The sequence below is a fragment of the Stenotrophomonas sp. TWI377 genome (assembly GCF_039674525.1).
GTDB lineage: Bacteria > Pseudomonadota > Gammaproteobacteria > Xanthomonadales > Xanthomonadaceae > Stenotrophomonas.
Genome location: NZ_JBDJNT010000025.1, coordinates 23,560 through 40,843, shown reverse-complemented (window position 1 = coordinate 40,843; position 17,284 = coordinate 23,560). Strand labels below are relative to the sequence as shown.

Annotated in this window: 15 protein-coding genes; 3 read left to right on the top strand and 12 right to left on the bottom strand. The window is 67.4% G+C overall.

Features of this window, described 5'->3' with window-relative positions; all coding sequences use genetic code 11:
• Positions 1-122: 122 nt before the first annotated feature.
• From ABE546_RS16945 to ABE546_RS16935, 3 genes are read right to left on the bottom strand one after another with little or no spacing between them, the layout of a single operon-like run.
• Positions 123-1,562: a TolC family protein gene (locus tag ABE546_RS16945; protein ID WP_346464548.1), complete on the bottom strand. Its 1,440-nt coding sequence runs from the start codon at positions 1,560-1,562 to the stop codon at positions 123-125.
• Complete coding sequence (locus ABE546_RS16940; protein WP_313211681.1) at positions 1,559-3,529, bottom strand: MacB family efflux pump subunit; 1,971 nt, start codon at positions 3,527-3,529, stop codon at positions 1,559-1,561. The genes ABE546_RS16945 and ABE546_RS16940 overlap by 4 nt, the downstream gene beginning before the upstream one ends.
• Complete coding sequence (locus ABE546_RS16935) at positions 3,526-4,794, bottom strand: efflux RND transporter periplasmic adaptor subunit (RefSeq protein WP_346464547.1); 1,269 nt, start codon at positions 4,792-4,794, stop codon at positions 3,526-3,528. The genes ABE546_RS16940 and ABE546_RS16935 overlap by 4 nt, the downstream gene beginning before the upstream one ends.
• Before the next feature lie 172 nt (positions 4,795-4,966).
• On the opposite strand from ABE546_RS16935, the gene ABE546_RS16930 reads away from it, so the two are divergent.
• The 3 genes from ABE546_RS16930 (at position 4,967) to ABE546_RS16920 (ending at position 10,291) form a co-directional block, all read left to right on the top strand.
• Positions 4,967-5,695: a response regulator transcription factor gene (locus ABE546_RS16930; RefSeq protein ID WP_121041545.1), complete on the top strand. Its 729-nt coding sequence runs from the start codon at positions 4,967-4,969 to the stop codon at positions 5,693-5,695.
• Positions 5,692-7,110 (top strand): ATP-binding protein, encoded by a 1,419-nt coding sequence (locus tag ABE546_RS16925; protein ID WP_313211684.1) that lies wholly within the window; start codon positions 5,692-5,694, stop codon positions 7,108-7,110. The genes ABE546_RS16930 and ABE546_RS16925 overlap by 4 nt, the downstream gene beginning before the upstream one ends.
• A gap of 208 nt (positions 7,111-7,318) precedes the next feature.
• Positions 7,319-10,291 (top strand): two-component regulator propeller domain-containing protein, encoded by a 2,973-nt coding sequence (locus ABE546_RS16920; RefSeq protein ID WP_346464546.1) that lies wholly within the window; start codon positions 7,319-7,321, stop codon positions 10,289-10,291.
• A 6-nt stretch (positions 10,292-10,297) separates the two neighbouring features.
• Here the strand turns inward: ABE546_RS16920 and rnt are convergent, their stop codons facing one another.
• The 9 genes from rnt to pstC all read right to left on the bottom strand — a co-directional run bounded on the left by rnt (position 10,298) and on the right by pstC (position 17,186).
• Entirely contained in the window at positions 10,298-10,885 is a 588-nt protein-coding gene (gene rnt, locus ABE546_RS16915) for a ribonuclease T (protein WP_088433103.1), read from the bottom strand.
• Positions 10,886-10,996: 111 nt separating this feature from the next.
• Positions 10,997-11,506, bottom strand: a complete 510-nt coding sequence (locus ABE546_RS16910) for a DoxX family protein (RefSeq protein WP_346464545.1) — start codon at positions 11,504-11,506, stop codon at positions 10,997-10,999.
• Positions 11,507-11,530: 24 nt separating this feature from the next.
• Positions 11,531-12,286 (bottom strand): putative DNA-binding domain-containing protein, encoded by a 756-nt coding sequence (locus ABE546_RS16905; protein ID WP_313211688.1) that lies wholly within the window; start codon positions 12,284-12,286, stop codon positions 11,531-11,533.
• Entirely contained in the window at positions 12,279-13,151 is an 873-nt protein-coding gene (locus tag ABE546_RS16900; RefSeq protein ID WP_346464544.1) for a DUF692 domain-containing protein, read from the bottom strand. The genes ABE546_RS16905 and ABE546_RS16900 overlap by 8 nt, the downstream gene beginning before the upstream one ends.
• Entirely contained in the window at positions 13,138-13,512 is a 375-nt protein-coding gene (locus ABE546_RS16895) for a hypothetical protein (RefSeq protein ID WP_313217755.1), read from the bottom strand. Before ABE546_RS16895 ends, ABE546_RS16900 begins: the two co-directional genes overlap by 14 nt.
• 216 nt (positions 13,513-13,728) lie before the next feature.
• Entirely contained in the window at positions 13,729-14,436 is a 708-nt protein-coding gene (phoU, locus tag ABE546_RS16890) for a phosphate signaling complex protein PhoU (RefSeq protein ID WP_152151802.1), read from the bottom strand.
• Positions 14,437-14,501: 65 nt separating this feature from the next.
• Complete coding sequence (gene pstB, locus ABE546_RS16885; protein ID WP_313211720.1) at positions 14,502-15,332, bottom strand: phosphate ABC transporter ATP-binding protein PstB; 831 nt, start codon at positions 15,330-15,332, stop codon at positions 14,502-14,504.
• Positions 15,333-15,351: 19 nt separating this feature from the next.
• Positions 15,352-16,218: a phosphate ABC transporter permease PstA gene (gene pstA, locus ABE546_RS16880; RefSeq protein ID WP_313211691.1), complete on the bottom strand. Its 867-nt coding sequence runs from the start codon at positions 16,216-16,218 to the stop codon at positions 15,352-15,354.
• On the bottom strand, positions 16,218-17,186 hold the full coding sequence (gene pstC / locus ABE546_RS16875; protein WP_313211692.1) for a phosphate ABC transporter permease subunit PstC: 969 nt from the start codon (positions 17,184-17,186) through the stop codon (positions 16,218-16,220). Before pstC ends, pstA begins: the two co-directional genes overlap by 1 nt.
• Between the last annotated feature and the right edge of the window lie 98 nt (positions 17,187-17,284).

Here is a 17,284-nt window from a genome sequence, read left to right as displayed (position 1 = left end):
GCTCCAGGCGGCGAACGGCAGCCGACCAACGGTCGGCTCTACGTGGTGCATCGGCAGCCGACCAACGGTCGGCTCTACGTGCTGCATCGATAGCCGACCAACGGTCGGCTCTACGTGGTGCATCAGCCCGCGCTTCCCCCCAGCGCCTTGAACAATGTCACATCGTTGATCAACTGCCGCTGGCGCACGGAGGCCAGTGACAGCTCGGCATCGCGCCGGGTCTGCTGCGCTTCCAGCCAGGTGCGCAGGTCGGTGGCGCCGACCCGGTAGCGCACTTCATACATCCGCTCGATCTCCACCGCTTCGTCGTAGGACGCCTGCGAGGCCGCCACCTGCGTGGCGAACTGGGTGCGTGCCGACAGGGCGTTGTCCACCTCCGACAGCGCGGTGTACAGCGTGCGGCGGAAGCCGTTGGCGGCGATCTGGTAATCGGTGCCGGCCAGCCGGGTGTTCAACTGCGCCTGGCGCACATTGAGGAACGGCAACGACAGCCCGGCACCGAGGGTGGCCACCGGGTTCTTCAGCACGTCGGAGAGCGAGGTGGCGCCGGTACCGACGCTGCCGGTCAGGCTCAATGCCGGGTAGTACTGGGTAGCGGTGACCTTGATGGTCTTCAGGCTGTTGCGCAGGCGCAGTTCGGCGGCGCGCAGGTCCGGGCGGCGGCCGAGCAGATCGGCCGGCAGGCCTTCGGCAACCACCGGGCTGCCCACACGCTGCAGCTGCTGCGGCTCCTCGGCCAGTGCCAGCGGCTGCCCATCCAGCAGCACCGTCAGCGCATTGCGCGCGGCGACGCGCTGCTGCTCCAGTGCACTCTGCGCGGCGCGCTGGGCCTCCAGGCTCTGGGCCGCCTGGCGCACTTCCAGGCGCGAGACCGCACCGGCATCGAAGCGCGCCTGGACCAGCTCGCGGGTGCGCTGCAGGCGCTCCAGGTTGGCCTGGCCGGCGGCAATGGACTGGTTGAGGAAGGCCAGCGTCCAGTACTGCGTGGCCACGTCGCTGATCACCAGCAGCGCGGTGTTCTGCAGGTCTTCCTGGCTGGCCTGGGCTTCCCACTGGGCGATGTCACGCTGGGTGCGCAGGCGCCCCCACAGGTCGATCTCCCATTGCAGGGACACGCCGGCCGAACTGCCGCGGTTCCAGTCCGCGCTTTGGTCGATGGGGCGGTTGCCGCTGCTGCTGACGCTGCCCGAGGGCTGCGGCCACAGCGCGTTGTCGGCGAGCCCGGCCTGCAGGCGCGCGCGCTGCAAGGCCAGCCCGGCCGAGGCCAGGTCCGTATTGGCGGCCAGGGCGCGATCAATCACGCGGTCCAGGCCGGGGTCACCAAACTGGGTCCACCAGGCATCGCTGCGGACATCGGCCGTCGCCGCATGCGGTTGTTCGGTCACCGCTTCGGTGGGGGTGTTCAACGTGGCATCGCCACGGCCATAGGTCGCAGGGACCGCCGGTGCATCGATCGGGTAGCGGCCGGTGCTGACACAGGCCGACAAGGCCAGTGCGGTCACGCAGGCCAGGACCAGTGGACGCAGCGAAGCGGGGTGCAGCAGAGCAGGAGAAATCTTCATTCGCGCGCCAGCGCCTCCACGGGATCAAGTTGGGCGGCATTGCGTGCCGGAAGGAAGCCGAACGCCACGCCGATCAGGCTGGAGCAGGCAAAGGCGGCCACGATGGATGCGGTCGAGAACAGCATCTGGAAGTCCGGCGCGAATTTGCCGAACAGCCAGCCGACCACCAGGGACAGGCCGACGCCGAGCAGGCCGCCGAGCAGACACACCAGCACCGCCTCGATCAGGAACTGCTGGCGGATATCGCTCTGCCGCGCGCCGACGGCCATGCGCACGCCGATCTCGCGGGTGCGCTCGGTCACCGAGACCAGCATGATGTTCATCACGCCGATGCCGCCGACCAGCAGCGCGATCGCGGCGATGGCGCTGATCAGCAAGGTCATCGTGCGGGTGGTCTGCTCGATGGTCTGACGGATCTCGGCACTGTTGCTGAGGAAGAAGTCCTCGGTGCCGTGGCGCATGATCAGCAGCTTGGAGATGGCCGCCTGTGCGGCATCCATCGGGGTGGCGTCATCCACGCGCACGGTGATGCTGGACACATGGCTCTGGCCGAGCATGCGCGACATCACCGTGGTGTACGGCACCCACACGCTCAAGCTGGTACTGCCACCAAAGCCGAAGCTCTGCCGCTGGGCCACGCCGACCACGCGCACCGGCACGTTGCCGAGCAGGATCACCTGGCCCACCGGGTCTTCGCCGTTGGGAAAGAACTGGGTGCGGGTGTTCTCATCGATGATCGCCACCTGGGCCAGGCTGCGCACCGCATCGGTATCGAAGAAGCTGCCGGCGATCAGGGTCACGCCCTTGACCCGGAAGAACTGCTCGCCCACGCCGTTGACCTGTGCGGTGGCCGATTGATTGCGATAGCGCGCGGTTACCGAAGACGACACGCTGGGCGTGGCGCTGTCGATGTAGCTCTGCCGCCCCAGCGCGTCGGCGTCGCTGGCCTTGAGGGTCTGTACCCGGGCCGAGCGCATGTCGCCGAAACCGCGGCCGGGATACACGTCGATCGTGTTGGTGCCCAGCGCGCTGATGTTCTGCAGGATCTGCTGCTGCGAGCCATTGCCCATCGCCACCACCGAGACCACCGAGGCGATGCCGATGATGATGCCGAGCATGGTCAGGAAGGTGCGCAGGCGGTGGGCATTCATCGCCAGCAGGGCCATGCGGAACGCTTCGGTGAAACGATCCCGCGCGGCCCGCCAGCTGTGCCCCTTGCCGGCAGCCACAGTGGGCTGGCGCTGGGCGCGGTAGCTCGGCGCCTTCGGATTGATGCGGTCGGCGATGATCTCGCCGTCGCGGATCTCGATGATGCGCTGGGCGTGTTCGGCCACGCTCATGTCGTGGGTGACGATGATGATGGTGTGGCCCTCGGCATGGAGCTCGCCGAGGATGCCCATCACCTCTTCGCCGGATTTGGTGTCCAGTGCGCCGGTCGGCTCATCGGCAAGGATCACCTCGCCACCGTTCATCAGCGCCCGCGCGATCGACACGCGCTGCTGCTGGCCACCGGAGAGCTGGCCGGGTTTGTGGTTCATGCGGTCGCCCAGGCCGAGCCGCTGCAGCAGCTGTTCGGCCCGCGCGGTACGCACCGGGCCGGGGCTGCCCGCATACACCGCCGGGACGGCCACGTTGCCGCGCGCATCCAGATCACCGAGCAGGTGGTAGCGCTGGAAAATGAAGCCGAAGTGTTCGCGGCGCAGCTCGGCCAGTTCGTCCGGCTCCATGCGGCCGGTCTCGCGGCCGGCCACCTGGTAACTGCCGCGCGTCGGCCGGTCCAGGCAGCCGAGGATGTTCATCAGCGTGGACTTGCCCGAGCCGGACTGGCCAACGATGGCGACCATCTCGCCGGCCGCGATGTCCAGATTGACGTCGCGCAGCACAGCGATCGTTTCATCGCCTGCCGGGAACTCCCGGCGCAGGTCGCGCAGCCGCAGCAGCGGCGTGCCCGTCGAGGCGCTGCTCATCGGCGCGGCCCACCCATGCCGGGGCCGCTGATCCGCACGCCGCCGCCGCCGCGGTTGCTGCTGCTGGCGCCCTGCGCGCCGCCGCCTTCGCCCACGATGACCTTGTCGCCTTCTGCCAGGCCGGACAGCACTTCGGCAGTGGCGCCGTTGTTGATGCCGATCTTGACCTTGCGCGGCGTGGGCATGCCATCGGCATCGGCCACACGCACCATGTACTGCCCGTCACGGGTTTTCGGGCCGAGCGCAACGGCCGGGATGATCAGTACGTCCTTGGCCTGCTTGAGCATCACCGAGACCTGTGCGGTCATGTCGATGCGCAGCGTGCCGTCCGGGTTTTCCACGTCGAACAGCGCGTTGTAGTAGACCGCGGTGCTGGAGCTGGAGCTGGACGAGCTGGAGCTGGACGAGCTGTCATTGGCGATCGAGGCCGGTGCCGGGTTGATCTGGCGCAGCGTGGCGTGGAACTTGCGGTCCGGCTCGCCCAGCGTGGTGAAGTACACCGGCATGCCGGCCTTGATCTTGACCACGTCCGCTTCGGAGACTTCCGCATTGACCGTGACCAGGTCCAGACGGGCCAGCATCACGATGGTCGGTGCGGTCTGGTTGGCGTTGACGGTACGGCCCTCTTCGGCGACCACCGCCACCACGGTGCCGTCCATCGGCGCGGTGATGCGGGTGTAGGCCAGGTTGGCGCGGGCGGTGCCCAGTTCGGTTTCGCGGCCGGTGATCTGTGCATCGAAGGACTGGATCTGGGCGCGCGCGGTCTTGAGCTTGGCATCGGCCGCATCGAACTCGGCGCGCGAGGTGGCCTCGGCGGCGAGCATCTGCTGCTGGCGCGCGAACTCGAGCTCGGCTTCACGCAGGCTGGCCTGCTGCACCGCGCGCTGCGCCTTGACCTGGTCCAGCGAGGCCTGGGCGTTGAGCACCTGGTTCTGCTGGGTGGTGGCGTCGATCTCGGCGATCAGGTCGCCTTCCTTGACGCTATCGCCGAGCTGGACCTTCAGCGATTTGATCTGACCGGAGGCCTGCGCACCCACGCTGACCAGCTTGTAGGCATCGATAACACCGGTGGCTTCCACCGTCTGTTCGATATCGCCACGGCTGACCGGCGAGGTCGCCAGGGTGGGTGCGGCCGGCTTGCGCAGCATCCATGCCACAATCGCGGCGATCAGGACGAGCACCACGAGCAGCAGCAGGAGGCGAGCACGGCGGGTTCTGGGCAAACGGGGCTTCACGATGATCGTCAACTCGGCAGGCCGGTGCATCGGCGTTGTCAGCATTGTGAAGATCGTTCATTGCCGGCTCAATGCTCGCCGTGTACCAAGATGTATCCCTGCGGTGCTCAACACGTTTCGTTGTGTATCTGCATCACCCTTTGAAACAGACGTACGCAAACCAGGAGATGCGGTTCAGCTCCCGACAGGGGATGATCACCGCATGGAGACTGCCAACAGCATGCACAGACTGCTGATCGTCGATGACGACAACGATATCCGCCAGCTGCTCGCCGAGCAGCTTGGCCGCGCCGGCTACCTGGTGAGCACCGCCAGCGATGGCCAGGGCATGCGCCAGCTGTTGGAGCGCGAACACGTCGACCTGATCGTGCTCGACCTCAACCTGCCGCGTGAGGACGGCCTGACCCTGTGCCGCGATCTTCGTGCGCGCTCGAGCACACCGGTGATCATGTTGACCGCGCGCAGCGAGCCGATCGATCGCGTGCTCGGCCTGGAGATGGGCGCCGACGACTATCTGGCCAAGCCGTTCGAACCGCGCGAGCTCCTCGCCCGCATCCGCAACGTGCTGCGCCGCACCGAGGCGTTGCCAGCCAACCTGGAGCCGCTGGCGATCCGCCGTGCGCGCTTCTCCAGTTGGATATTCGATCTCGAACACCGCCATCTGGTCGATCCCGATGGGCGCGTGGTGGTCTTGTCCGGCGCCGAATTCCGGCTGCTGCGGGTGTTCGTCGGGCATGCCAACAAGGTGCTGTCGCGCGAACAGCTGGTCTCGCTGAGCAGCGGCCGCAACTACGAATCGCAGGATCGCGCCATCGATCTGCAGGTCAGCCGGCTGCGCAACAAGCTGGCCGATGATGGCGGCAGCGATGGCCTGATCAAAACCGTGCGCAACGAAGGCTATGTGCTTGCGGCGGCAGTCACCCTGGAATGAAACGCCTGCGCCACTTCTTTTCCTCGATGGTGGGGCGACTGTTCGTCATCCTGCTGCTGGGCATGAGCGTGGCCGCGATCGGCGCGACCATGCTGGCCAGTACCAAGCGCCAGCAGGAGTTCGAGCGGCAGAACCTCAACCGAATCGCCGACCGCCTGCAGGGGTTCGTGAATCTGCTGGACGGCAATCCGGAGCTGCGCCAGCGGCTGCTCACCAGTGGCGGGCCGAGTGTGCGGCAGCTGCCGGAGGGGGCACGCATCGGCCGACCCGATGCCGCGCTGATGGAGATCCTCGATGACCGGCCCGGCCCGGTGGCGAGCAGCCAGGTGGCTTTCACCTCCTTCCGCTCCTGCCTGCCGCGGCTGCCGGAGCTGCTGCCGCCGCCACCGCGCGACAAAGAAAAGATGCGGCACCCGCCGCGTGAGCGCGACCCGGCCTTCATCCCACCCAAGTGCCGCGTGGTCACGCTGCAGCTGACCGATGGCACACCGCTGCGGCTGGCGCTGGATTCCCCCGCCGTCGCGCACAATGGTGTGCTCGCCGTGGACCCGTTGTTCCTGACCTTGCTGGTCGTGGCGATCGCGATCCTGGCCTACATCGTGGCGCGGATGGCCAGCGCCCCGCTGCAGCGGTTGGCCGATGCCGCCGCCGCGCTGGGCGATGACCTGCAGGGCGCCCCGATGCCCGTGACCGGTCCGTTCGAGGTCCGCCGGGCCGCGGAGGCGTTCAACGCCATGCAGAAGCGGCTGCAGCGCCACCTTGGTGAGCGCACCCAGATGCTGGCGGCGATCACCCATGATCTGCAGACACCGGTGACGCGCTTGCGGTTGCGGCTGGAGAACGTCACCGATGAGACCTTGCGTGAACGCCTGATCGCCGATCTCGGCGCGATGCAGGCGCTGATCCGTGAAGGCCTGGAGCTGGCCCGCAGCGCCGAGAGCGCTGAACAACGTGCCGCGCTGGACCTGGATTCGCTGCTGGAGAGCATCGTCGAAGATGCCGCCGAAGCCGGCGCCGATGTCCATTTCGAGCAGCCCAGCGGGGCGGTGCTGATGCTGCGCCCCTTGGCGATGCACCGCCTGTTCTCCAACCTGGTCGACAACGCGGTGATGTATGGCCAGAGCGCACGCGTGCGGGTGGAGCAGGCCGGGCAGGACGTGGAGGTGCGCATCCGCGACAGCGGCCCCGGCCTGGCCGAGGACGAACTGGAAGCGGTGTTCGACCCGTTCGTGCGGCTGGAGACCTCGCGCTCGCGCCAGACCGGTGGTGCCGGGCTGGGGCTGACCATCGCCCGGGCATTGGCCGAAAAGGACGGCGCGACGCTGCACCTGCGCAACCATCCGCAGGGCGGGCTGGAAGCGATCGTCCGCTGGGCCGCGCCGGCGCGGGCGGCGGCGGGGCCACGCGGGGGCTGACGCTGGTCCCCCAAACCGAAAGGATTTGCCTACTATGGGCATCTCTTTCCAGCGTCTCCTCCATGAGAGCGTACGACTCTGCCAGCCATCGCGCTGGTGCACGGCCGTTCCCCCCATGCACACGGCGCCTGCCCAAGGTTGATCCATACGGATGAGCGATCGGGGGGGCAGGATCCGGTGGCGGCCGGCACACGTGAAGTTCTTGGGCATGCCAACGCTGCAGGCGGCAGCGCTGTGGCTGTTGCTGCTGTGCGCGCTGCCATGGTCGCTGTCGGCGCAGGATGGGCCGCCGCCGCTGCGCGATTACGCCATCGACGTCTGGACCTCGCGCAACGGGCTGCCGCACAACTCCCTGCGTGATATCGCGCAGACGCCCGAAGGGCACCTGTGGTTTGCGACCTGGGAGGGGCTGGTCCGGTACAACGGCCTGGACTTCACCGTGTTCGACCGCAGCACCACCCCGGGCCTGCGCGACAACGGGGTCGGGGCGTTGCTGGTGGACCGCAGTGGCGGCTTGTGGATCAGTGATTCGCGCGGCAACGTGACCCGCCGGGGGGCGGATGGCCGCTGGCAGGTGTGGGAACACCGCGCCGACACACCGCAGGTGCTGATCCAGGCCATGCAGATGGACAGCCATGGGCGCCTGTGGCTGCTGTACGAAGGCAAGGGGATTGCCAGTCTGGGCCCCGACGGTACCTTCGATTACCAGGCGCCACCGGCCGACGTGCCGTTGGCGATGAGCTTCACCAAGCTGGTCGTGGATGCCCAGGACCGGGTCTGGGTCGGCACCCTGGATGGCCTGGTGGTGCGCGACAACGACGGGGTCCTGCGCCGGGCACCGGAGAGCTTCGGTCTGGGCCGTGGGCTGGTCTGGCCCTATCGTGCGCCGGATGGCGTGATGTGGGTGGTGGCCAGCGAGCGCATCTACCGCATGCAGGATGGCGTGCCTTTGCTGCAGCATCGCCTGCCCGGCGCGACCCACATCACGGCCATGCTGCAGGACCGCCACGGCGACCTGTGGCTGGGGACCGAAAACCAGGGCCTGCTGCGGCTGTCCCGGCACGGGCTGGAGCGGTTGCCGGCCGGGCTGTCCTTGCCCGGCGGGCGCGTGGTCAGCCTGCGAGAAGATGCCGAAGGCAGCATCTGGGTAGGCGCCAACGGTGGCCTGTATCGCCTGCGCGAAACCCTGTTCAGCAGCTACACCGAACGCGACGGGCTCAGTGGTGATTACGTCCGCACCGTCTTCGAGGATCGCCAACGGCAGCTCTGGATCGGCAGTGCGCGCGGGCTTGATCGCCGCGATGCCCAGGGCAACTTCAGTCCGGTGCCGCTGCGCAACAACGTCGGCAAGAGCCCCTCGGTGCTGAGCCTGGCCCAGGACCGTGACGGTGATCTGTGGGTGGGGACCTTCGGCGATGGCATCTTCCGGGTCGGCGAGAACGGGCAACCGCGGCGGACGTACGGCAGCGCCGACGGCCTGTTGGGGGGCAACATCCGCGCGATCAGCATCGACCGTGACGGGGTGATCTGGGCCGGCACCCAGAAAGGCGTGGTCCGCATCGTCGCCGACAAGGCCGAGCCGGTGGCCTTTCCCGGCATGCCCACCGGGCTGACCACCGCGCTGGCGCACGATGCCGAAGGCGCCCTGTGGATCGGCACCATCGAGGGCATCCGCGTGTTGCGCGGCAACCGCGTGCAGGTGATCGATCTGGAGGCACTGGGTGGTGGCCGCAGCGTGTTCGGCTTCCAGCAGATCGGCGATGCGATGTGGGTCAGCACCGATCGCGGCCTGTACCGCTACCAGGAAGGCAAGCTGGCACGGGTCGGCCTGGAGCAGGGCATGCCGGTGGATACGGTCTTCCAGTTGATTCCCGATCGCGTGGGCAACGTCTGGATCAGCAGCAACCGCGGCGTACTGCGGACCGACATGGCCATGCTCAACGCCGTTGCCGATGGGCGTGCCGCACGGGTCGAGGTCGAGCATTACAACGAGATCGACGGCATGGCCAACTCACAGGCCAACGGCAGTTCCGGCCCCTCGGCAATCCTGCGCCAGGACGGCACCTTCTGGGTGGTCACGGCCGGCGGGCTGAGCACCGTCGATCCACTGCGCCTGCAGCGTTTCCGTGAGCGCCTGGCGCCACCGGCGGTGATCGAGACCGTGCTTGTCGATGGCGTGCCGCTGCACTGGCAGGGCAGCGACCACAACACGATCCCGGGCGGGCGACGCCTGAGCGTGAGCTATGTGGGGCTGAGTTACCTGCTTTCCGAGCGCATCCGCTACCGCACCCGCCTGGAAGGACTGGACAAGGGCTGGGTCGAGCGTGGCCAGCAGCGCAGCGTGGAATTCATCGGCCTGCCGCCGGGCGACTACACGCTGCACGTTTCCGCCGCACATCCAGGTGGTGTCTGGAGCGACAGCGAAGCGGTCTGGGAATTCACGGTGGAGCCGTTCCTGTGGCAGCGCCACAGCGTGCAGTTGATCGCCGCGCTGTTGTTGCTGGCTGGGCTGGTGGCGCTGTACCGGTATCTGATCAGCCGCTACAAGGCCAGCAACGTGCGGCTGGCGCGGATGGTGCAGGAAGCCACGCTGGATCTGCAGACCCAGACGGTCAACCTGCAGGCACTCAATCAGGAAAAGACCGAACTGGCCGACCGCCTGGCGGTGCAGGCCGAGGCGTTCGAGCGGCAGGCCCGTGAGGATGCGCTGACCGGTCTACCGAATCGGCGTGCATTCGATGAAGCACTGGCGCGCGATTTCGCCCGTTCGCAGCGCAGCCGCCACCCGTTGTGCCTGGTGGTGCTGGACATCGATCACTTCAAGGAAGTGAACGACCGGCACAGCCATTCGGTGGGTGACGTGGTGCTGGTGGAAGTGGCGCGTCTGTTGGCCTCGGCCTGCCGCGATTCGGACATGCCGGCGCGGACCGGTGGCGAGGAATTCGCGCTGCTGCTCAACGACACCCGCCTGGATGAGGCGGCCCAGGTCTGCGCGCGCCTGCGTGGGTTGTTCCATGATCATCCGGACTGGGCCGGTATTCCGGGCCTGAACGTCACCTTCAGCGCCGGTCTGGTCGAACTGGACGCTGCCGACCGCACGCCGATGCTGCTCTACCAGCGCGCCGATCGCGCGCTCTACCGCGCCAAGAGCGAAGGGCGCGACAGGACCGCTATCGGGTGATGCTGCTCAGGGGCGCGGCCAGCTGTTGGCGACCTTGCAGAACAGTTTGGCGGTCTGCTCGGTGTCGTACACCGCGCTGTGCGCTTCATCGGCATCCCAGCCCAGCCCGGCGGCGGTGGCGGCGCGTGCCAGTACGGTCTGCCCGTAGGCGATGCCGCCGAGGGTGACGGTGTCGAACACGCTGAAGGGATGGAACGGGTTGCGCTTGTGGCCGGTACGATTGACGGCCGCATTGACGAAGCCCAGATCGAAGTGGGCGTTGTGCCCGACCAGGATCGCGCGCTGGCAACCGTACTTTTTCATCGCCGCCCGGATCGGGGCAAAGATGTGGTCCAGCGCATCGCGCTCGACCTTGGCCAGCCGGAACGGGTGATCCAGGATGATCCCGGTGATTTCCAGCGATTTGGGATCGATCTCCAGGCCTTCGGCCGGCACCACGTGGGCGCTGGCGGTCTGGCCGGGATAGAGCAGGCCGTTCTCGTCCATCTCGATCGGAACGGCGGCGATCTCCAGCAGGGCGTGGCGATCAGAATCGAATCCACCGGTCTCCACGTCCACCGCCACCGGCAGGAAGCCGCGGAAGCGGGTTGCCATCAAGCGCTGGGCAGCAGCGGGCAGTGCGTCGGCAGCAGCCGGCGCGTCGGAGCGGGGGAGGTCGTCAGTCATCGCGCCAGTTTAGCAGAGCGGCCTGTACCCCCCCTGCGCTCAGGCCAGGGCAGGGCGGTGCCCGCGGCCGCGGCGCAGCAGGTGATCCAGGCTCAACGGGCCCGCGCCCTGCACGGCCAGAGGCAGCAGCATGGCCAGGAACAGCAGCGGCAGTTTGAAGTTGCCAAAGCCCTGATCGGTGATGACATAGCCCATCGCCAGCTCGGCCAGACCATCCCAGTGCATCGGCCAGTGCACGGCGGCAGTGGCGACCACGGTCAGCACGAGCAGGCAGCTGGCGGCCAGGCGGGTCCCCAGCCCGAGCAGCAGGCAGACTGCGCCAACCAGCTCGAACCAGGTGGCCAGCTGCCAGTTGAGGGTGGCCGGCAGCTGATCGAACGGAAACGGGAAGGCCTGCTGCAGGTCCTCGAACCAGTTCTGGCCACGCAGTTTTTCACGGCCGGACTCGAAATACTCCCAGCCCATCAGCAGGCGCAGGCCGAGCGGGGCCAACCACGGGCCGAGGCGATCCAGCCGGTCGCGCAGGGCGACCAGGGGCGGTGACTTCATCGATGCGATTCCTGTGTGGAAGGGTCAGGTGGCGGGCGCAGCGGGCCCGATCACGCCGTTGTCGTGGAATTGGCGCAGCAGGGCGGCGCCGGGCAGGCGCAAGGCATCGGCCGCCATGCCGTGCGTCTGCGCGAGCTGCTGCAGGTAAGTGGCCCCGGTGCTGCCGGGGTGCTGGCCGATCTGCTCCAGCAACCGTGCGGCCATGGGGCTGACCACGGCGAAGCGGACCTGGCCATCAGGGTCGCGCCGGACCAGCAGCCCGGTCGGCTCGGGGGCCGGCTGGGAAGGCGCGTCATCGGCGCCGAGCCGATGCACCGGCCACTGATAGAGCAGTGGCCAGGCCAGCGGCGAGCGCTGCAGCGACGCGTGCATGGGGTCCATGCCCGGTGAGGGCGGCAGGGGCTGCGCGTCCAACTGGTAGAGGGCCGTTTCCACCCACTCGTAATGGGCCAGTTCGGCCAACGCCGGGTGCGGCAGCGCGGCTTGATGGTGCAGCCACTGCACGAACTCGGCGGCCAGTTCGGTGAACAACGGCGTCTGCGCCGGGTGGCCGGCAAGGAAGCGCCGGACCAGGGTGGCCCACGCCGTGTCACCCAGCAGCTGGACGCATACCGGGAAACCGTTGCCGAGCAGCCCCAGCACAGTGTTGAAGACCAACCGCTGGTAGATGGCCAGCCGGCGCGGGTCCATGCCCTCGGGTGCGGCGATATGGTCCGGGTCGCGCAGATGCGCGGTGAACGCTCTCTGCTGTGCGTGCAGGCGCGCCGGGGCGTCAGTCATGTCCGTTCCCGGCATGGGCGGCCATCAGCTGGCGGATGTGCTGCAGTTCGCCGCGTAGTTCGGCATACGGCGGGAAATTGAAATCACGTTCCAGCAGCGTCGGGCGTGCACCGATGCGCGCATAGGTGCGGGCGAGCAGGTCCCAGACCGGATCGATCACCGCGCTGCCATGGGTGTCGATCTTCAGATCGGGCGCCTCGTCCAGATGGCCGGCGACATGCAGGCACACGATGCGGGTGGCCGGCAGCCCGGCGATGAACGCATCGGCGTCGTAGCCGTGGTTGCAGGCGTTGACGTAGACGTTGTTGACGTCCAGCAGCAGATCGCAATCGGCCTCGGCCAGCACGGCATTGGTGAAGGCCAGTTCGTCCATGGCCGGTTCCGGGGCGAGGTAGTAGGACACGTTCTCCACGGCAATGCGCCGGCCCAGCAGGTCCTGCACGCGGGCGATGCGTGATGCAGTGTGGCGTACGGCCTCGTCGGTGAAGGGGATCGGCAGGAGATCGTAGAGGTGACCTTCATCACTGCAGTAGCTCAGGTGTTCGCTGTACAGCGGCACGTTGTGCCGCGCCAGGAAGCGTCCTACCTGTTCCAGCAGCACGGTATCCAGCGGCGCGGTGCTGCCCAGCGAGAGCGACAGCCCATGGCAGGTCAGCGGGTGGCGCGTGGACAGTTCGGCGAGTGCGTCGCCGGCCGGCCCACCGATACCAATCCAGTTTTCCGGCGCGCATTCGAGGAAGTCGACATCGCCGGCGGGCGCGTCACGCAGGTCCTGCAGCAGGGCGCGGCGCAAACCCAGTCCGGTCGCCGCCGCAGGCAGCGGCGACCGGGCCAGGCCAGTGGCGAAGGCGTCAGTGCTTGGCACCGCACTTGCCTTCGCCGCATTTGCCTTCCGCTGCCTTCTTGTCGCCAGCGGTCGTTGCCTTGGCGCCGGCAGCCTTGCCCTTGTCGGCGCCGCACTTGCCTTCCCCGCACTTGCCTTCGGCGGCCTTGGCACCGGTGGTCGCGGCCTTGTCGCCTGCCTTGGTGCCGGCCTTGTCGCCATGCGCACCGCACTTGCCTTCGCCACACTTGCCTTCGCCGGCCTTGGTCGCTGCCTGGCCAGCCACCAGGTAGCCTTGGGCCAGCTCGGTCATGCTCAAGGCGGATGCCGAGGCGGTGACGCCCAGGCCTGCGGCCAGCGCAGTGGCCGCCAGCAGGGACAGCGAACGGGTGGGTGTGCTCATCGGGTAACGCTCCTTGGAATGGGCCGGGGCCCGGGATGGCTGCGTGGGGGCAGCAGGTGCGGCCATGGTGGACCGACCCGACTCATCGAATCCTCACACAGGATTCAACGTTTCGTGAAGTGTGGGGGATTGCCATCATGGCAACGCAACAGCAAGGCAAAAAAAAGCCGCCACCCGAAGGCAGCGGCTTTTGCGTTCCACTTCGGAAGCACGCGCTCAGACGTGATCGGTACTGCTGGTCTCGTCGCGCTTCTCGCGCGGCGGCAGCGCCTGCTCGCCATGCACCAGGAACCACACGTTCTCGGCGATGTTGGTGGCATGGTCGCCCACGCGCTCCAGGTTCTTGGCCATGAACAGCAGGTGGGTGCACGGGGTGATGTTGCGCGGGTCTTCCATCATGTACGTCAGCAGCTCGCGGAACAGCGCGGTGTACTGCGCGTCCAGGCGGGCGTCATCGTCGCGCAGTTCCAGCGCCGCGGCGGCGTCGTTGTCGCGGTAGGCCTCGATCGCGCGGCGCACCTGCTGTGCGGCCAGTCGGCCCAGGGCGCGCAGCCCCTGGATCTGCGGCAGCGGTGGCACCTTGCTCAGGGCGATCGAGCGCTTGGCCACGTTGGCGGCGTAATCGCCGATGCGTTCGATGTCGGCCGGAATGCGCAGGCCGGCCAGGATCTCGCGCAGGTCGCGTGCCATCGGCCCGCGCAGCGCCAGGCGCATCACGTCGTGGCTGATGTGCTGCTCAAGCTGGTCGATGGCTTCATCGTTGGCGATGATGCGCTGGGCGGCGTTCTCGTCGCGCTTCTCGATGACGTCCATGGACGCCTCCAGCTGCGCGACGGCCATCTCGCCCATCCGCACGATCTCGGCCACCAGGCGCTGCTGCTCTTCGTCGTAGCTCTTGACGATGTGGTCGTTGGGAAGATTCATGGTCTGCAATCCGGGTAGAGCCAGGCCGTGCCTGGCTGGGACATTTGGTGAGGGAACAGCACCGATCAACCGAAACGACCGGTGATGTAATCCTCGGTCTGCTGCTTGTTGGGCTGCGAGAAGATCACTTCGGTGCGGTCGTGCTCGATCAGGTCGCCCAGGTACATGAAGGCGGTGTAATCGGACACGCGCGCGGCCTGCTGCATGTTGTGGGTCACGATCACGATCGTGTAATCGTGCTTGAGCTCTTCGACCAGCTGCTCGATGCGGCTGGTGGAGATCGGGTCCAGCGCGGAGGTCGGCTCGTCGAGCAGCAGCACGTCCGGGCGCAGGGCCACGGCGCGGGCGATGCACAGACGCTGCTGCTGGCCACCGGACAGGCCCAGCGCGCTCTGGTTGAGCTTGTCCTTCACCTCGTCCCACAGTGCGCCCTGGCGCAGGGCCTGCTCGACGCGATCGGTCATCTCCGACTTGGAAAGCTTCTCGTGGTGGCGGATGCCGTAGGCCACGTTCTCGAAGATGGTCATCGGGAACGGCACCGGCTTCTGGAACACCATGCCGACCTTGCTGCGGAGGCGGTTCATCGGGTACTTCGGCGAGAGGATGTTCTCCCCGTCCAGCATCACTTCACCCCGGGCTTCCAGCTTGGGGTACAGCGCGTAGATGCGGTTGAAGATGCGCAGCAGGGTGGACTTGCCGCAGCCGGAGGGACCGATCAGCGCGGTGACGCGCTTTTCCGGAATCTCCAGGTCGATGCCCTTCAGCGCATGGAACTTGTCGTAGTAGAAATCCAGCCCGCGTGCGGCCAGCTTGATCGGCGCCGGGGTGTGCAGGCTTTCATGCGAAGCCGGGACCACGATGCGCTGCATCGGCACGGCGTTGGAGAGATCGTTCATGGCGATGTCCGTGGAAAGGTCAGTCATGGGAGATACGGTTGCGCAGCAGGATGCCGCGCGCGGAAAGGCTGACCAGCAGCACGAACACGGTCAGCACCAGCGCGCCGGCCCAGGCCAGCACCTGCCAGGATTCGTAGGGGCTGCCGGCAAACTGGTTCATCACCACCGGCACCGAGGCCATCGGCTGGAACACGTTGCTGTTCCAGTACTGGTTGCCGAAGGCGGTGAACAGCAGCGGGGCGGTTTCACCGGAGATGCGGGCCAGCGCCAGCAGGATGCCGGTCACGATGCCGGCGGCGGCGCTGCGGTACAGCACCTGCACCGTCACCTTCCACTGCGGGATGCCCAGCGACAGCGCCGCTTCGCGCATCTGCGAGGGCACCAGGCGCAGCATTTCATCCGTGGTCCGCACCACCACCGGCAGCACGATGAAGGCCAGCGAGAGCGCACCGGCGAAGGCCGAGAACTGGCCGCCAGTCTGCATCACGTACAGGGTGTAGACGAACAGGCCCAGCACGATCGACGGCGCCGAGAGCAGGATGTCGTTGACGAAGCGGACCACCGTGCCGGTCTTGCGGAAGTTGCCGTACTCGGCCAGCCAGGTGCCGGCCAGCACGCCGAGCGGCGTGCCGATGGCGATGGCCAGGCCGCACATCACCGCGCTGCCGAAGAAGGCATTGGCCAGGCCGCCTTCCTGCATCGGCGGTGGGGTCATCTTGGTGAACAGATCCAGGTTGATGCCGGCCAGGCCCTTGGAGGCCAGCGTCCACAGGATCCAGCCGAGGAAGAACAGGCCGAACAGTGCGGTCAGGCAGGACATCAGCAGCGCGACCACGTTGACGATGCGGCGGCGCAGGTATAGCGGTTGGGCGTTGGCGGTGGACATCAGTTGCCCTCCTTGCGGGCCAGGCGCATCAGCATCAGGCGGGCGATCGCCAGCACCACGAAGGTCACCAGGAACAGCACGAAGCCGAGCAGCAGCAGTGCCGAACGGTAGGTCTCGGTGGCTTCGCCGAAATCGTTGGCGATCAGCGCGGCGATGGTGGTGCCCGGTTCGAGCAGCGACGGCGACAGGCGCACGCTGTTGCCGATCACGAAGGCCACCGCCATGGTTTCACCCAGGGCACGGCCGAGGCCGAGGAAGATGCCGCCGATCACCGCCGAGCGGGTGTAGGGCAGCACGATGTCCCAGCTCACTTCCCACTTGGTGGAGCCCAGCGCATAGGCCGATTCCTTCAGGCGGGTCGGCACGGTCAGGAACACTTCGCGCATCACCGAGGAGATGAAGGGGATCACCATGATCGCCAGCACGAAGCCGGCGGTGAGCACGCCGATGCCCAGCGGCGGACCCTGGAACAGCGGGCCGATGATCGGCAGCGTGCCCAGGTGATCATTGAGGAACGGGGTGACGTACTCGGTCATCACCGGGACCAGCACGAACAGGCCCCACATGCCGTAGATGATCGAGGGGATACCGGCCAGCAGTTCGATGGCGGTACCGACCGGGCCACGCAGCCAGCGCGGGGCGACCTCGGTCAGGAAGAAGGCGATACCGAAGCTCACCGGCACCGCGATGACCATCGCGATCAGGGCCGTGACCAGGGTGCCGTAGATGGGCGCGAGGGCGCCGAATTTGTTTTCGACCGGATTCCATTCGGACGAATAGAAGAAGCTCAGGCCCTGCTCCTGCAGGGCATGGCGGCCGCCCCACAGCATCGAGAGCGCGGCGCAGGCCAGGGCGACCAGCACCAGGATGACGGTGGCGATCAGGACCCACCGGAACAGTTTGTCATTGCGGGCGTCACGCAGGTCGCGGGTGGACGGTGCGGGAACAGGCTGGGCGATGGCATTCATGGGAAAGGCGGGGGCCCAAAATTAGGTGGGGTAGTGCCAGGCCATGCCTGGCAGAACGGTGTCATGGCGCCACACTCCGGACCCGCGCAATGCGCGGG

What these genes read in the sequence shown, in the direction of transcription:
- ABE546_RS16910 (WP_346464545.1), bottom strand. Translation starts at nt 11,506, where the DNA reads ATGAAGTCACCGCCCCTGGTCGCCCTGCGCGACCGGCTGGATCGCCTC.
- ABE546_RS16940 (WP_313211681.1), bottom strand. Translation starts at nt 3,529, where the DNA reads ATGAGCAGCGCCTCGACGGGCACGCCGCTGCTGCGGCTGCGCGACCTG.
- rnt (WP_088433103.1), bottom strand. Translation starts at nt 10,885, where the DNA reads ATGGCAACCCGCTTCCGCGGCTTCCTGCCGGTGGCGGTGGACGTGGAG.
- pstB (WP_313211720.1), bottom strand. Translation starts at nt 15,332, where the DNA reads ATGAACGATCTCTCCAACGCCGTGCCGATGCAGCGCATCGTGGTCCCG.
- ABE546_RS16920 (WP_346464546.1), top strand. Translation starts at nt 7,319, where the DNA reads ATGCCAACGCTGCAGGCGGCAGCGCTGTGGCTGTTGCTGCTGTGCGCG.
- ABE546_RS16935 (WP_346464547.1), bottom strand. Translation starts at nt 4,794, where the DNA reads ATGCACCGGCCTGCCGAGTTGACGATCATCGTGAAGCCCCGTTTGCCC.
- ABE546_RS16945 (WP_346464548.1), bottom strand. Translation starts at nt 1,562, where the DNA reads ATGAAGATTTCTCCTGCTCTGCTGCACCCCGCTTCGCTGCGTCCACTG.
- pstC (WP_313211692.1), bottom strand. Translation starts at nt 17,186, where the DNA reads ATGAATGCCATCGCCCAGCCTGTTCCCGCACCGTCCACCCGCGACCTG.
- phoU (WP_152151802.1), bottom strand. Translation starts at nt 14,436, where the DNA reads ATGAATCTTCCCAACGACCACATCGTCAAGAGCTACGACGAAGAGCAG.
- pstA (WP_313211691.1), bottom strand. Translation starts at nt 16,218, where the DNA reads ATGTCCACCGCCAACGCCCAACCGCTATACCTGCGCCGCCGCATCGTC.
- ABE546_RS16905 (WP_313211688.1), bottom strand. Translation starts at nt 12,286, where the DNA reads ATGACTGACGCCCCGGCGCGCCTGCACGCACAGCAGAGAGCGTTCACC.
- ABE546_RS16930 (WP_121041545.1), top strand. Translation starts at nt 4,967, where the DNA reads ATGGAGACTGCCAACAGCATGCACAGACTGCTGATCGTCGATGACGAC.
- ABE546_RS16895 (WP_313217755.1), bottom strand. Translation starts at nt 13,512, where the DNA reads ATGAGCACACCCACCCGTTCGCTGTCCCTGCTGGCGGCCACTGCGCTG.
- ABE546_RS16925 (WP_313211684.1), top strand. Translation starts at nt 5,692, where the DNA reads ATGAAACGCCTGCGCCACTTCTTTTCCTCGATGGTGGGGCGACTGTTC.